Source organism: Lysinibacillus sp. NPDC056185, assembly GCF_047737915.1.
Taxonomy (GTDB): Bacteria; Bacillota; Bacilli; order Bacillales_A; family Planococcaceae; genus Lysinibacillus.
In genome coordinates, this window is record NZ_JBLLLQ010000004.1 from 38,621 (window position 1) to 52,120 (window position 13,500).

General features: G+C 33.7%; 14 protein-coding genes. 6 read left to right on the top strand and 8 right to left on the bottom strand.

What is annotated here, in order from left to right; all coding sequences use genetic code 11:
* Window positions 1-6: 6 nt before the first annotated feature.
* Window positions 7-1,374 (bottom strand): VanW family protein, encoded by a 1,368-nt coding sequence (locus tag ACMZ42_RS05610; protein WP_415730865.1) that lies wholly within the window; start codon window positions 1,372-1,374, stop codon window positions 7-9.
* Window positions 1,375-1,683: 309 nt separating this feature from the next.
* Between ACMZ42_RS05610 and ACMZ42_RS05615 the strand changes: the two genes are divergently transcribed.
* The 3 genes from ACMZ42_RS05615 to ACMZ42_RS05625 are packed head-to-tail and all read left to right on the top strand — an operon-like array spanning window position 1,684 to window position 4,373.
* Window positions 1,684-2,139, top strand: a complete 456-nt coding sequence (locus ACMZ42_RS05615; protein WP_415730866.1) for a type IV pilus modification PilV family protein — start codon at window positions 1,684-1,686, stop codon at window positions 2,137-2,139.
* Entirely contained in the window at window positions 2,132-2,701 is a 570-nt protein-coding gene (locus ACMZ42_RS05620; protein ID WP_415730867.1) for a type II secretion system protein J, read from the top strand. The genes ACMZ42_RS05615 and ACMZ42_RS05620 overlap by 8 nt, the downstream gene beginning before the upstream one ends.
* Window positions 2,702-2,723: 22 nt before the next feature.
* Window positions 2,724-4,373, top strand: a complete 1,650-nt coding sequence (locus tag ACMZ42_RS05625) for a hypothetical protein (protein ID WP_370075094.1) — start codon at window positions 2,724-2,726, stop codon at window positions 4,371-4,373.
* A gap of 153 nt (window positions 4,374-4,526) precedes the next feature.
* Here ACMZ42_RS05625 and ACMZ42_RS05630 read toward each other — a convergent pair whose 3' ends face one another.
* From ACMZ42_RS05630 to queF, 7 genes are all read right to left on the bottom strand, one after another.
* Window positions 4,527-6,062 carry a hypothetical protein gene (locus ACMZ42_RS05630; protein WP_415730868.1) on the bottom strand — a complete coding sequence of 512 codons (1,536 nt, stop codon included), beginning with the start codon at window positions 6,060-6,062 and terminating at the stop codon, window positions 4,527-4,529.
* Window positions 6,063-6,482, bottom strand: coding sequence for a hypothetical protein (locus ACMZ42_RS05635; RefSeq protein ID WP_370075096.1), 420 nt, complete (start codon window positions 6,480-6,482; stop codon window positions 6,063-6,065).
* 44 nt (window positions 6,483-6,526) lie between these two features.
* A complete protein-coding gene (locus ACMZ42_RS05640) occupies window positions 6,527-6,970 on the bottom strand; it encodes a prepilin-type N-terminal cleavage/methylation domain-containing protein (protein ID WP_370075097.1) in 444 nt (147 codons plus the stop codon).
* A 344-nt stretch (window positions 6,971-7,314) separates the two neighbouring features.
* Window positions 7,315-9,420 (bottom strand): DUF2339 domain-containing protein, encoded by a 2,106-nt coding sequence (locus ACMZ42_RS05645; RefSeq protein ID WP_415730869.1) that lies wholly within the window; start codon window positions 9,418-9,420, stop codon window positions 7,315-7,317.
* 94 nt (window positions 9,421-9,514) lie between these two features.
* A complete protein-coding gene (locus tag ACMZ42_RS05650; RefSeq protein ID WP_370075099.1) occupies window positions 9,515-9,766 on the bottom strand; it encodes a phage holin in 252 nt (83 codons plus the stop codon).
* Between the two features lie 361 nt (window positions 9,767-10,127).
* A complete protein-coding gene (locus tag ACMZ42_RS05655) occupies window positions 10,128-10,763 on the bottom strand; it encodes a queuosine precursor transporter (protein ID WP_415730870.1) in 636 nt (211 codons plus the stop codon).
* A complete protein-coding gene (queF, locus tag ACMZ42_RS05660) occupies window positions 10,763-11,263 on the bottom strand; it encodes a preQ(1) synthase (protein WP_370075100.1) in 501 nt (166 codons plus the stop codon). Before queF ends, ACMZ42_RS05655 begins: the two co-directional genes overlap by 1 nt.
* 319 nt (window positions 11,264-11,582) lie before the next feature.
* Here queF and ACMZ42_RS05665 point away from each other — a divergent pair, with 319 nt between their 5' ends.
* From ACMZ42_RS05665 to ACMZ42_RS05675, 3 genes are read left to right on the top strand one after another with little or no spacing between them, the layout of a single operon-like run.
* A complete protein-coding gene (locus ACMZ42_RS05665) occupies window positions 11,583-11,900 on the top strand; it encodes a GntR family transcriptional regulator (protein WP_415730940.1) in 318 nt (105 codons plus the stop codon).
* Between the two features lie 3 nt (window positions 11,901-11,903).
* Window positions 11,904-12,770 (top strand): ABC transporter ATP-binding protein, encoded by an 867-nt coding sequence (locus ACMZ42_RS05670; RefSeq protein WP_415730871.1) that lies wholly within the window; start codon window positions 11,904-11,906, stop codon window positions 12,768-12,770.
* Window positions 12,767-13,450 (top strand): hypothetical protein, encoded by a 684-nt coding sequence (locus ACMZ42_RS05675; protein ID WP_415730872.1) that lies wholly within the window; start codon window positions 12,767-12,769, stop codon window positions 13,448-13,450. The genes ACMZ42_RS05670 and ACMZ42_RS05675 overlap by 4 nt, the downstream gene beginning before the upstream one ends.
* The last annotated feature ends 50 nt before the right edge of the window (window positions 13,451-13,500 follow it).

The window sequence follows — 13,500 nt, forward strand, 5'->3', positions numbered from 1 at the left end:
CTCTCTTTACGGGCTAGTTTGTATAAAATTCCCACCTTTATCGTAGTAGCCGTATACAATTTCAGGGTCATTCGGGTCTGTTGAAGTATTTGTACTATCTGTAGATGTATCTTTATTCGTTTTCGCATTATTGCCGGATTTTTTATTTTCAGATTGTGTATCCGGTAATCCATCTCCGTCTAAATCCATTTGTAAGTCTGGATCACTCGAGTCGGAGTTTCCGCTACTATTTTCAGTAACAACGGGCTGTCTTGACGATTTCACAATAATTTTATTAACTGGTGGATAATAGTCACGGCTAACAAGTTCATCCGTAGTGCTACCATTTTCTGAAATCGAGCGATAAACTTCGACCCGTACGCCTTCTTGACCTTTTTGAATAACTTCTTCCCTACCTATTGGTAAATCTTTAGAATAACGAGTAATCACTCTAGGTTGAATGATTTTATCTTTACTAACGCGAACTGAGATTTCTTTTTCTTTCTTTTGAGCTAGTAATTCCATTTTTAAAGAATCGCCTTCTACTGTGAGTTTTAATTTATTCGGTTGATCCGAATGGTTTATAAATTGCAGATCCTTATCTAACGCTCGATTTACCCTCGCATCCAAACCTTGCTGTAAATAATTTGGCTTCTCTCCTTGGGAATGTCTCTCTGAAATCTCATAATCGGTTTGAAGAGCAACATGATAAAGCATAGAGGCTACGAAATTAATCGCTTCACTATCTGATTCTTCATATTTTTCTTCTATCATTGCTAAAAAAGAAAACGGTTCATTCGGTAAAACAATAGATTCATTTAACAAATTCGCTAATTTATCAACACCCCTTGCATTTGTAGGGATTTCCTCAATTGATAGAGCTAAACGCTCCGATTCTATTAAATGAGTATCTGCAACTGTTGCAGCGACTTCGTGACTTTTTAAATTGGAAGCTTCGGTGATAATCGTATTTAAAGTCTTTTCAACTTCCCATACACCAGTAGCCTCAAGCTGTTTCTTCACTTGATCATCAACTACCACATGTAAGGGTATATGTACTACTTGTCTTTGCTTCCAGAAAGCAAGCCAAGACCTGTCAGTTAAACTATGATATTCAGCCATCGTACTCTCTACATCAAATACAAACAGTTTAGGGTCAAGTGAAATCATAACCTTAGCACCTTCTACATCGATAGGAGCCTCTTGCCAAGTATTTATGGCCTCTCGTAAAGCATTTTCAATAGCATCATCTTCTAAGTCCTTAACTGATATTCCACCGATTGTAGATTCATCACCTTTAGCTAATACTCTATCAATAATTAAATTTGGTACCCAGACTGTTAATAAAATGATTAGAACAGCTACTGCTGAACCTATCTTCAAATGTAATTTCATAGCCTTACCACCTTTACAAATATACCCAAAAATAAAATGCCTAATTACTCATATATCTCCATTACTTTTTATTCATATTTTTACCATACAGCATACTAGATATTATTTAATGAGTCTTTTTAACTAAAAAAAGTTAAAATTTTATGAACTAAAAATTATTAATGTGTAATTAAAATCATTAATAATACATTGTCAATAAGGTAAACACCCTATATAATGAGGTTATATTTACCTACATATTTCCGAATCAAGCCTATTAAATCAACTTTTCTAGATAAAAAAAACTATTAGATCGGAGGTTAGTTTTTTATGTTGATAAAATCACAGAGAGGATTTTCTTTAATCGAAGTAGTTGCATCACTTGTATTAATATCCATTATTCTCATATCCTTTGCCCAAATATTTATATCTACTAATAAAACAGCCACAGTAAATACCGAAAAATTAGTCACTGTAAATTTAGCCGATGCTGCATTAGCTAAATTAAAATCTGACCCACTTACCAAAATAGCTACAAAAGACTTAAATGATTATTTTAAAGATACCGGTGAACCACCAGATGCCAAAAAGAAAAACCCACCTCTCGAGATAGATTTAAACGGAAAAACATATACAATTACATATACCCCTAGTCAAAATTCTAATAAATATGTAAATTCAGATTTCACAGAAAAAGATTTAAATCTAATAAAAGTAGTTGTAACAGTAACTTCTCAAAATGGAAAAACAAAAGGCTCGTCGGAAGGATATGTTTCAATTGAATAAATATATTAAGAATCAAAATGGTTTAACACTAATTGAATTACTCGCAACGATTGTTATTCTAGCAATCGTCTCCACCCTTATCTTTTCAATCCTTGTGAAAACTTTAGAAACTAATCAAAATATTCAACAAGAAACTATGCTTAGAGATGAAGCAGATATAATCATAAGTAAATTTATTAAAACCCTCTATACAACAAACCAAAGTCATATTGTAAGGAATATCAGTAATCAATATATTGAAGTAACCAATGATCTGTCTAAATGTAAAAAAAACGATGATGGTAAATGGACTATTACTAGCGAATGCGAAAAGACTCTTGAGCCTATAGGATTTAAAACTGAAAATAGCACTACCTATATCTATTTTAAAAAGGAGAAATATAAAGTTCAAAACAGCAACATTGAAATTTCTAAAAATTCAGAAATAATAGGAAACCCTGCAGTTGAATCCATTTACACAATCAATTTAAAGCTTGAGATTATAAAAAAACGTTCAGGTAATGACCAAACAAAAACTATGGAATTTAAAAATCAGATTCAACCTATTGTAAGCTCAAAATAGTTTAAATAAAGGAGATTGTCATATGAAAATTTTCCGGCAAAATGAAAATGGCTATTCATTGTTAATAACATTTGCAGTCATCATCATCTTCACTATACTCGGTTTGAGTCTTATCACTTTAACGTCAAGCGGTATTACAAAAAACAACACTCGAGAGGAAGTAGTACAAGCTCAAGATTTATCAGATAAAGGGATAGACTATGCCGTTAATGATATTCAAGCTGTTCTAAAAAAAGAAATTAAAGATAAACCAATGGGAAAGACTGCATTCGAAACCTTCCTCGTTACTACCTTGACTGCTACAAAGCTAAGTTGCTCGCAAGGCATTAACATCCCTGCAGAAAATGCTAATCAAACAAACGTCTGCATCGAGAAAGTAGAACTAATTTCAAATGAAGAGAAGGATCGTTATAAACGCCTAGTAACATTTAAAAGTACTGGAAAAGTAAATAGTAAAGAGCATATTACATATTCACAGATTATTATCGGTACAGATGCAATTCCAGATCAATTACGCTACGCTGTTTCAACGAATGACGAGGGGAATCTTTATTTACATGGTGGTGTTGAAATTCAGGGAGATATTAAAACAGATGGTCATTTAATTATCTCTGAAAAAGCCCATTGGCTAAAAAATAATATTGCACAATGGCCAGATAGCGTTTTTCCCAGAATAATTCCAGACTCTAAAAGTGTTACCCCAAAAATAATTATGAGGGAATCAGAAAAAAATATATATTATGTAAATAATACTGTTGATTATCCTTCACACATATCTGGCAATACAAACTATTTAAACGGTTCTAAATATATAAAATTCACCCCTTCAAATCCTGCTACAAAAAGCGAATTACAGAATCGTTTGTTTTTAACGAAAAATGTATCCCTTGTAACAAAAAGCCTACCAGGAGATAATCTTGAAATAACAGAGAAAGTTATACCTTTGTATACAAATAAAAATTATAATAAAAACTATCCTACTGGCTTAAGTGTCTCGAACACAAATCACGAAACATCTAAATTTAATAGAGACAATATCATTTTCATACATGGAGAAAAAGAAGAATGTAATACTTGGGGTTTATTTGGATGCAAGAAAACCCTCGATAGAGGAAATTTTAATATTAATGGAAGTGGAAAAACCTTAAATTTGTCGGGCACCTATTTTATTAATGGAGATTTCATTGTAAACAATACTAATTTACGTAGCGATGCCATGCTATATGTAAATGGTAACGTTGATATTAAGGATAGTACTTTAAATGGAATAAATTCAAATAGCACCCTCTTTATTTTCGCAACAGGGGACATTTCAATTAGTAATATTTCTGTTGATAGTGCTACGCCTAGTATGCTTAAAGGCTTTTTCTATTCAAAACAAAATATGATTATGTATGGCGTTGGCTCGAATATTAACTTGTATGGAGGAATTTCAGCAAGACGAACAATTCTAACTGCAGTACGTGGTAATAGTCAAAACTATACTTATGAAAGCTCTAAAAACCAAAAAGAAACCGTTATTACAAATGGTGTTGAAGTACCTAAAAGGAATTCCAGATTGAAAATAACCTATGACGAAAATTTAATAGCTCAATACACATCCTTTAAACGTGATGAAGAAGAAGAATTTATTACTGAATTGAACGAACCCGAGACAATTAATCGTTATTAAAATAAGGGTTGTTTAGAAAGTCTGATTTCACACAGTCATTTTAAACAACCCTTTTCCAATATTTCCTCAAGAACAGTCCTGACAAATCGAAGAGTATAAGTTTTTTAAAAGCTATACAGTTAGGCTTAATGCGCGTTTATTTATACGTGATATTTAGTCTACTTCAAGCATACCATTAGAAATTGTTAAATTGTTATTTTCTTCAAAAATTAAGCCACCATTTGATATTGTATCTTCAATCGTTTTCTGTTTGTAAGTAACAGCTGGATCTCCACTAGTCTTTACTGTATGAGCCATTATTCCGCCTATAACTGTTCCTGATCCCCCCAATAAGACTCTTGCGTTAGGGGCATATATATATAAGTTGTGATTATAAGACCCTCCTTCAATAGTGATATTTGTTCCACCTGCATATATATTTCCTTGTACACTACCAGAACCATCAATTTCTATATTGGCTGATTTAGCATATATAGAGGCTTTTGTTCTTGTATTACCAGTAAAATTCATCGACGAAGTGCCTGCATAATATATACTTAATTGGCCTATGTCCCCTGTATTATTCATACTTGAATCCCCCTCTAAATCAAAAGCATTCTTTATGTACAAAGTTAATTTACCACTTCCTATAATATTTAAATGACCTTGAGAGAAGTCAAAGTTATCTATAAATAAATTTTTGTCTGAATTACCGACATCAATCGTTAATGTATTATTCGAAGCAACCATAAGCGTCTTTACGTACATATCCTGAGAAATCGGAAGAATACCACTGAAATTTGGAGTACCATTTATCTTTCTATCCCCATCAATCTTAATTGAATTTTTATCTAATGAGAGTTGTCTTTGCTCCCCATCGATTGTAACTTGTATTGAATTCGTATAGGGTCTTGTGCTTAAATTAGTAAATTGATTATCTGGGAAAGGTGGTAATATATCTTCAGGAAATGCAACATTCCCTATAATCTCATTTGTAATATTGATCCAGTCTGGTTTTGAAAACTTATCTGAAGTTGTTCCAATTTTTCCATTAATTTTTGTTTCATCTTGTGTAATATCAATATTCCCACTTTCAGATACAACATCCCCATTAAACTTACCGCCCCCAAGTTCGATGTTTTCAATAGCGTGGATAGCAGCGGCATTTGAAAAAGTAGGGCCAGTTTCCGTTCCACTTCCTAAATTAAATGTAATTGTTTGCACTACGGTTCTTGTTTTCTTTCCAATATAACCAACAGATGTTATTTTATATTGCAAAGGTTCTGTATTTTCTTGAACAATTGTTACATTCGCAATAGGCTTTTCTTTAAATTGTTCATCAAAGGTGACTGTAGCAGTATATGATGATTGAGTATTCTCTTCAAAGATTTTTTTTAAGCTACTTTCAAATGCATCTATAAAATCTAACTTAAATTTTTCCGGCTTTCTTTTATCAAGAGGTAGCTTATTGAAATCCTTTCTATTTTGATCATATGTAATTTTAGCTAATTGTTCTACTTTGCTTTTTGTACTGTTTAAACCACCTTCTGCAATGAAAAATACAGATTGGTCATCTCGCTCACTAGTAGAAATCTTTAATGAATTTGCAGTAAGTGTTAAAAGCATAATTCCAAGAACTGATAGTAAAGCAATTGCCAAAATTGCTAAAAGTAACGAATACCCATTTTCTTGTTTTAGATATTTAAACATCTAGCTACCTCCTCTGAAATATATAGTTGATGAAAAGGGCTTATTATTTGGCGTTGTAATATCAATAATTATATGACTCCGTTTATCTTTAATTTTAAAATCAAGTACATTCACTGCAATTATTTCATCATCCCTTGCAATTGTCTGATTATTTCGATGAAATACGTAGTTATATTTTTGATTATTTTGATTATTCGTTAATATATATTCTGTACAATCATCAAAGTCTTTCGTAATAATTTCTGTAGACTTACGAGTATCTTTAGTGACAACTTTCAAAATATAGGTTGCATCAGATAATTGTACACTCGATTTCATTTGTTTATCGCTAGTATTCATCCCATTCGTTAAGATCGACATTAGAACAATAGAAACGAGCGTAACTATTATGGTAACAGCCAAAACTTCTAGTAAGGTCACGCCTCTCTCATTATGAAATTTAGACATACGCACCACCTCTTTCCTTATAAGCTAAAGATATTTTGCACTTTTGCTTTTAATATCTTCCCTCTTGAATCATAGACTTCGATAGTAATCCTAACTGTTTTTTCCGGCGACATATCTTCAGCTTTCACTATTATGATTTCCTTATTTTTAGCATTTACGGGTGTTACTTTATACTGAGTTGTATTACCGCTCGATTTCTCTTCATCCTTTTCGTATGGAAAATCAGATTCCCAAGTTTCGATTTTGGTGGATTTGAAGTAGTTATACATTTTCTCCATTTCCTTTTGCGCTAAATAGGTTGCATCAATAATTTGTTCAGAGCTTTTTCCTGTTTTATTCGATTGAATGAGTAAGCCAAAAAAGGATAATAAGATGATAGTTATTATAACTAAAGAAGCAATAACCTCAATTAAAGTGAATCCCCCTTGACTGTTAAATAATTCTCTATTTTTACGCTTCATTTCCGCCCTCCTTCTGCCGATAATACTTTTATTTATATAAGATATCAATAAAAGTCTATTAGTCTTAAACACTATAATAACAGTGCTTACAGTAACTAAAGTTTCCTAGTTATTTAATTAAATACTATTTTATGATAATTACACTATTCCATATATAAACAATATTTACAAGACCACTTCTTCATATGAATATATATATTTTTCAAAATTTTCCATTCCCAATAATATGTAAAGCGAACTACGTTCAAATTACAATAAAAAGCAATACGATGTAAAAAAAACGTTTACCCCAAATTAAGGTAAACGTTTTTTGTGAAAACATACTTAGTGTCTAAATAATTTATTCATTTCCTCAACAACCTACCCGACAACAGCAACCCAATCCCACCAATTGTAATAAACAGGACAGCTCGAATTAGTAAGTCTAACGCGGACAAATCAAAGAATATAAGCTTAATAAACGCAATAACTAAGATGATAAAACCTGTTATGCGTAATGTTCGTAAGTTGCGCACATTGCTAAGCCAAAGCGAGATACTTGCTGTCAGGAATAATGTAATCGTTGAGAAGGCGATGCTTAGCTTCCAATCAAGCAAACTGTTGTAGGAAAGTTGGGATATGAGACCCCAAACAGATATCATCGTAAGCACCACACCTGCACTTACAATTGGATCAAGAAGTTTCTCTATTTGCTCTTGATAGCTTTGATAAATGCGCCCTTTCATCAGTAAATCGATCATAATTGCTACGATAACAGCAATATATACGATTCTTGTTACTATATTTAACCACTCAACACCTTGCATATTGTACGGAATTATTTCAAGCATTATTGTGAAGAGAATGAAAAATACACTAAGGACTGGCGTTAATGCGCGCCCTTTGTATTTTGTTGGTACTAAAAGTGATCCCACGAAAAGTAAAGCGAGGATCATACACATTAGATGCGGAATATTACCAGCACCTGCAAAGTACGTTCCATCCAGCTTTCCGATATAAGCTAAGAAATAACCAGTCGTTATTACTGCTAAAAAATCAATCACATATAGTTCCTTCATTACCTTTTCAAATGCAGTCTGTGTCTCTTTTGGACGTCTTGCATATAGATAAATAATTAGGAGATATATTCCCGGCATAATCAAGCTAATATGGTCTATGCTGAAGAATGGTGTTGGCTCATGAATTATAAAACTTAAAGCGAGTGTAATCATAAATGAAAATGAGCTGACAACCTTCATCATACTAACTCGTAATCGTAAACTCATCATTACGCCTGCAAAGGTAATGAACGGGATGAGCAAATGATCTACTTTCTCCGGGAAATTCATAACTAGTAGCGTATTACATAGTGTAATAAATGCGAGTGTTACGGCACTATCAAATGCCTCCTGCCATTTTTGCTTATAGCCATAACCCGCTAAAGCTGCAAACAAGAAAACTAATATGAGTAATAGTGCTTCACTATATTCAATAGGACTAATGATAAAGTTCAAGAGCAATAAACTAAAGGCTCCTAGGCTAAATTGAAGTCCAACGTGAATATATTTCAATTTAGACTCTGCATTATATAAACGGCACCAACTCGTGTAAAAAATAGATAAAACAACAAGGAAACCTATTGCAAAAACAGCTCGATTGTCATGATTCATAAACGCTATAATGCTGACCGCTAGCACTGAGAAAAAGGTTGCTATATAGAGCGCCAATTTCTGCTTGTGTTGATGAATGACAAATTGCAGCATCGTAAATAGGGTAACCACATAGATTAAAATAATTATAGGACTAAAATCCATATATTCTAGTAAATAAGGTAGTAATAACGAGGTAAACGCTACAAATATTGTTAGTACTTCGTTTTTCTTTAAATAGCTAATAGCAATACCGTATCCGATATAAACGACGGCAATAACAAATGCCATCGTTAAACCGATGATTTCATACAATATCGCACTAGCCGCTGTAGTTAATATGCCAACAATAAACGCCCCACCGTATAAAGATATCGTGATGGCTGAGGATCCTATTTTTTTATGCTCCAACACATAAGCTGTTGCTGCTAAAGCAAGCGATAATGCGTAGGCGAGGATGATTTTAACCTCGTTCGATAAATAGCCATAATCACTCACAAGCTTAAGGCCCCAAAGCACCCCCATCACTAAAATTACCATAAATACTTTTGGAAGTGCCCACATAATACGCTCTTCCAACGTTCGCTGTGGCTCCATCTTTTTTTCTGGGGCTGGCATTGTTTTTGGCTTTGGTTCCAAGTTTGAATTTGGCTTTAGGTTTTGTGCTAGTTTTGGCGTAGATTGTTCAATAATGGATTTTCTGGCGTCCAATGTACTTGTTTTAGCAACAGATTGCTGACGCTTTAAGCCCTCTAATTCCTGCCGTAGATCCATCATTTCCTGCTCGAGCGTGGCAACCCTCCGCTCCATTTCAAGCGACATTCAATCATCCTCCCTGCATTATCAATTTTTTAACATTATAACATATTTATCCTTATTGTAAAATTACACTTTTGATTTATTTTTACTCCCCTGTTTATCTAGGTCTTCGATACATTAAAGCACGTTGACTATCACTGGTTCCCCGCGTTGTTGGATCTACAACAACTCCTAATAAAACGAAAATTGATAATACGATATTTAAGATGGTCATTGCCTGATCACTCATTGCACTCGTTAAATCGTAGCCAAAAATAGCTGCTACTTGTTGTGCGAGTAATAAAATCAACGAAAATAGCGCAAGTAAAAATGGTTTATGCTGAAAACGGATCATCCAGTTAATTCTCATATATACTCACCTCCTCCCTTCTCATACACAGTATATGCTCCGCCGCATTACTGCACATATGCAAAAATGGAGCTATAAACGTAGAATAAGAGGGATTTTTATACCACAAATATTATGAAGTACAAATTTGCAACGCTAGTTTTCGCAAAGTATACATTAAAAAGCCACCTCAGGAATGAGATGGCTTCGAGTTGTTGAAAATCTATTATGTTAATGAAATTAAGTATAGCTCTTCGGCAAAACGAGGGGTTGATTTTCGTTCCGACTGGGCGCTGTTATTGCTAAAGCAGAGAGTTACGAAGTGTAAGCGACACAACACGTCTTATATCCCCATTTTTGTTTTTCATCACTTTGAATCATCTCAATAATGAGATGGTTCAAAGCCTTTACGTTTATCAAATCTTCGCGCAACGAAAACTAACCCATAAACAAGTGGTGTTGCTACAATGGACGCAAAAAATTTAAACAAATACTGTGTTATAAATAATGTCAGTAACACTTTAATTGGCATTATTCCATAAAAGGCTATCGCAATAAATAATGCCGTATCGATGAGTTGGCTTAACATCGTAGAAGCATTGTTTCGAAGCCAAAGCTTACCATTTCCATGCTTTTCCTTAAATTTATTAAATATCACTACATCCAAATTAACACTGACCGTATAGGCTATAAGACTTGCAATAATGACGCGCATACTGCCGCCGAGAATTGTCTCAAACTCCTGTTGATGACCAAAGGCTTCTGCAGGTGGTAGTGCAATGGCAATCGCGATAAAGCATGCCGCAAACACCTGTGCCATAAGCCCTGTTCTTACCGTGCGACCGCCCGCTTCCTTGCCATATACTTCACAAATTACATCAATAAGAGGATACGTAAAAATAATTAAAATCGCTGCTGCGGGAAGCATTATCCATTCGCCTATACTAAACACTTTAACAGCTAAAACATTTGCTAAAATTAAAAACCCTACAAACAATCCATTTAAATAGTAAAGCATCAGCGATTATCTACCTTTTCAGGATACAAATCGTGGTTCATCAAACGATGCTCCGCCATTTTTTCATATTTTGTGCCCGGGCGACCATAGTTACACCATGGATCAATGGATAGGCCACCACGTGGCGTAAACTTGCCCCATACTTCAATATAGCGTGGCTCGATCAGCTTAATTAAATCATTCATGATGATGTTAACACAATCCTCATGGAAATCCCCGTGATTACGGAAGCTAAATAAATAGAGCTTTAAAGATTTACTCTCTACTAGTTTTTTATCTGGAATAAAAGATATATACATTGTCGCAAAATCAGGCTGCCCTGTCATAGGACATAGGCTCGTGAATTCTGGGCAATTAAATTTCACAAAGAAATCATTTTTCGTATGTAAATTGTCAACTGCCTCAAGTATCTCCGGAGAGTATTCAAATAAATACTTTGTGTTTTGGTTACCAAGTAGGGTTAAATCCTGTAATCCTTGTTCTTCATTTCTTCCTGCCATAAAAATGCCTCCTCAAGTTGTGAGAAGTCCATTACGCATTAAATCTAATAAAAAAAAACGCCATATCCGCATTTTTGGGATATGGCGTAAATGACGTCATCCATAGTTTTTTATAGAGGGTATGCGCTATGAACCTCTTTCTTATTCGCTAGTAATATTAACTTAATGAATGCATTCCGTCAACTAAATTTTTCATAATTTGGCATTGACAAAAATATCCTATCGTTATATGGTTAGTTACATAAGTAATTAACCAGTTAACACAAGGAGGTGGATTGTAATTCACTCTTTAAATAGCGAAAAGCCCATTTTCCAGCAAATACGCGAACGAATAGAGGATGGGATTTTAGATGGCCACCTACAACCAGAAGATCGCATTCCATCTACAAATGAGTTTGCAAAGGAATATCAAATTAATCCCGCAACAGCTGGAAAGGGCGTGAACGAATTAGTGGACAAAGGCGTAATTTATAAAAAAAGAGGCGTCGGCATGTTTGTTAGTGCTGACGCTCGCGAAATATTAATTGCGGAGCGTAGAGAAAATTTTTTTAATCAACATATAGAGCCATTAAAGAAAGAAGCAATAAGATTAGGTATTTCAGATGTAGAATTACAAAATATGTTACAAAGGAGTTAACGTATGAAAATTGAAGTGAGAAATGTTAGTAAATCATATAGACATAAGGAAGCTTTAAAAAATATCTCTTTTACAATTGAAGGACCTAAAATCATTGGGTTTTTGGGCCATAATGGCGCTGGCAAAACTACATTCTTAAATTTATTATCAGGACTCATTGCTACAACTAACGGGAACATCACTGTTAATGGAGAAAATGTATTTAATGTACCTTTAACTCTACGTGATATTTGTTTTGTTGCAGAGAGTGGAAACTTTCAAGAGGAAATGAGCATTGCACAAACGTTAAAGGCGAATAGCTTCTTTTATCCAAAATGGGATGAGAATCTTGCAACGGAGCTACTAGAAGTTTTTGCTCTAAATCCAAAAGATAAGGTTCGCAGTTTATCAAAAGGAATGGTGTCTGCGTTAGGCATAATTACAGGTTTTGCGAGTAATGCAGATATTACGATCTTCGATGAACCATATATAGGACTTGATGTAGCTGCCAGAAATACTTTTTATGATTTATTGATTGAACAACAAACCGAAAATCCAAGACTTTTTATTTTGTCTACACATTTAATTGATGAGGCAAGTAAGCTATTTGAAGAAATACTTATTTTACACGAAGGACAATTACTGCTTCAGAAAACATCCGAAGAATGGCATGAGCATATTGTTGCAGTAAAAGGTAGTGCTTCTGATGTCGAGCAAGCAATACGTGGTCTAGAAGTTATTTACAAACATACATTTATGCAGGAGCTAACTGCAATTGTATTCGCTGATGGTCAATCCATTGAAGGACAGAATATTATGCTTGAACGTGTTTCATTACAGGATATGTTGGTGTATTTAAGTAAACAGCAGAAAGCGAGGGCTATTAAATGAATACAGTAAAGGGTAGTTTGTATGTATTATTTCAAAGCTATAAAAAACAAATTATAACTTTTTGGTGCATTTTATTTTCAATCGTCCTATTTTCGCTTTTCATAGATACTTTTTTTGAACTTCATATGTATTCTTTTTTCATCATGATTTCTATACCTGTTTATATCTTTTCCAGTGTCATGGCAGCAAAGTTACTAAATAAAACCTTGTCTTATTTTTTAAGGCTTGGTTTATGTCGCTTGCAATTTATGTTCAATGTGGGGCTCTTTTTCATTTACTGGAGCTTAGTAGGTGCCTTCATAATTGGTTGTACACAAAAAATAATTACTTTCGTTTCTAACATATTCATTATTCATCCTATTTTATTTTTTAATAATTCCCCATCATTTTTACAAACGATGGCATTGGATACTGTTTTACTGCTCTTCTTCCTAACAGCTGGTCTTTTATTGAATGTTGTCTTTTATCGCTTAGGAACTGTTGGTGGTTACAGTTTTATCGGGTTACTAGTCTTAATTCCCATTGTTACAATTATCTTCAAGTGGTATTCTTCTTTGTTTGACCTACTATCAAATATATCTACCTTTACTTTATTAAGTAGTTTATTAATTTTTAGTATATTACTTTACTCAATCATAACAATGGCAATCCGAAATGCTTCGGTCAATCCAGCAGCATAATTCTAGAAGCATTTCGGCAATGCTGTTTATTACGATAACTATAAGCTGTT

What these genes read in the sequence shown, in the direction of transcription:
- ACMZ42_RS05610 (WP_415730865.1), bottom strand. Translation starts at nt 1,374, where the DNA reads ATGAAATTACATTTGAAGATAGGTTCAGCAGTAGCTGTTCTAATCATT.
- ACMZ42_RS05615 (WP_415730866.1), top strand. Translation starts at nt 1,684, where the DNA reads ATGTTGATAAAATCACAGAGAGGATTTTCTTTAATCGAAGTAGTTGCA.
- ACMZ42_RS05625 (WP_370075094.1), top strand. Translation starts at nt 2,724, where the DNA reads ATGAAAATTTTCCGGCAAAATGAAAATGGCTATTCATTGTTAATAACA.
- ACMZ42_RS05630 (WP_415730868.1), bottom strand. Translation starts at nt 6,062, where the DNA reads ATGTTTAAATATCTAAAACAAGAAAATGGGTATTCGTTACTTTTAGCA.
- ACMZ42_RS05640 (WP_370075097.1), bottom strand. Translation starts at nt 6,970, where the DNA reads ATGAAGCGTAAAAATAGAGAATTATTTAACAGTCAAGGGGGATTCACT.
- ACMZ42_RS05645 (WP_415730869.1), bottom strand. Translation starts at nt 9,420, where the DNA reads ATGTCGCTTGAAATGGAGCGGAGGGTTGCCACGCTCGAGCAGGAAATG.
- ACMZ42_RS05650 (WP_370075099.1), bottom strand. Translation starts at nt 9,766, where the DNA reads ATGAGAATTAACTGGATGATCCGTTTTCAGCATAAACCATTTTTACTT.
- ACMZ42_RS05655 (WP_415730870.1), bottom strand. Translation starts at nt 10,763, where the DNA reads ATGCTTTACTATTTAAATGGATTGTTTGTAGGGTTTTTAATTTTAGCA.
- queF (WP_370075100.1), bottom strand. Translation starts at nt 11,263, where the DNA reads ATGGCAGGAAGAAATGAAGAACAAGGATTACAGGATTTAACCCTACTT.
- ACMZ42_RS05670 (WP_415730871.1), top strand. Translation starts at nt 11,904, where the DNA reads ATGAAAATTGAAGTGAGAAATGTTAGTAAATCATATAGACATAAGGAA.
- ACMZ42_RS05675 (WP_415730872.1), top strand. Translation starts at nt 12,767, where the DNA reads ATGAATACAGTAAAGGGTAGTTTGTATGTATTATTTCAAAGCTATAAA.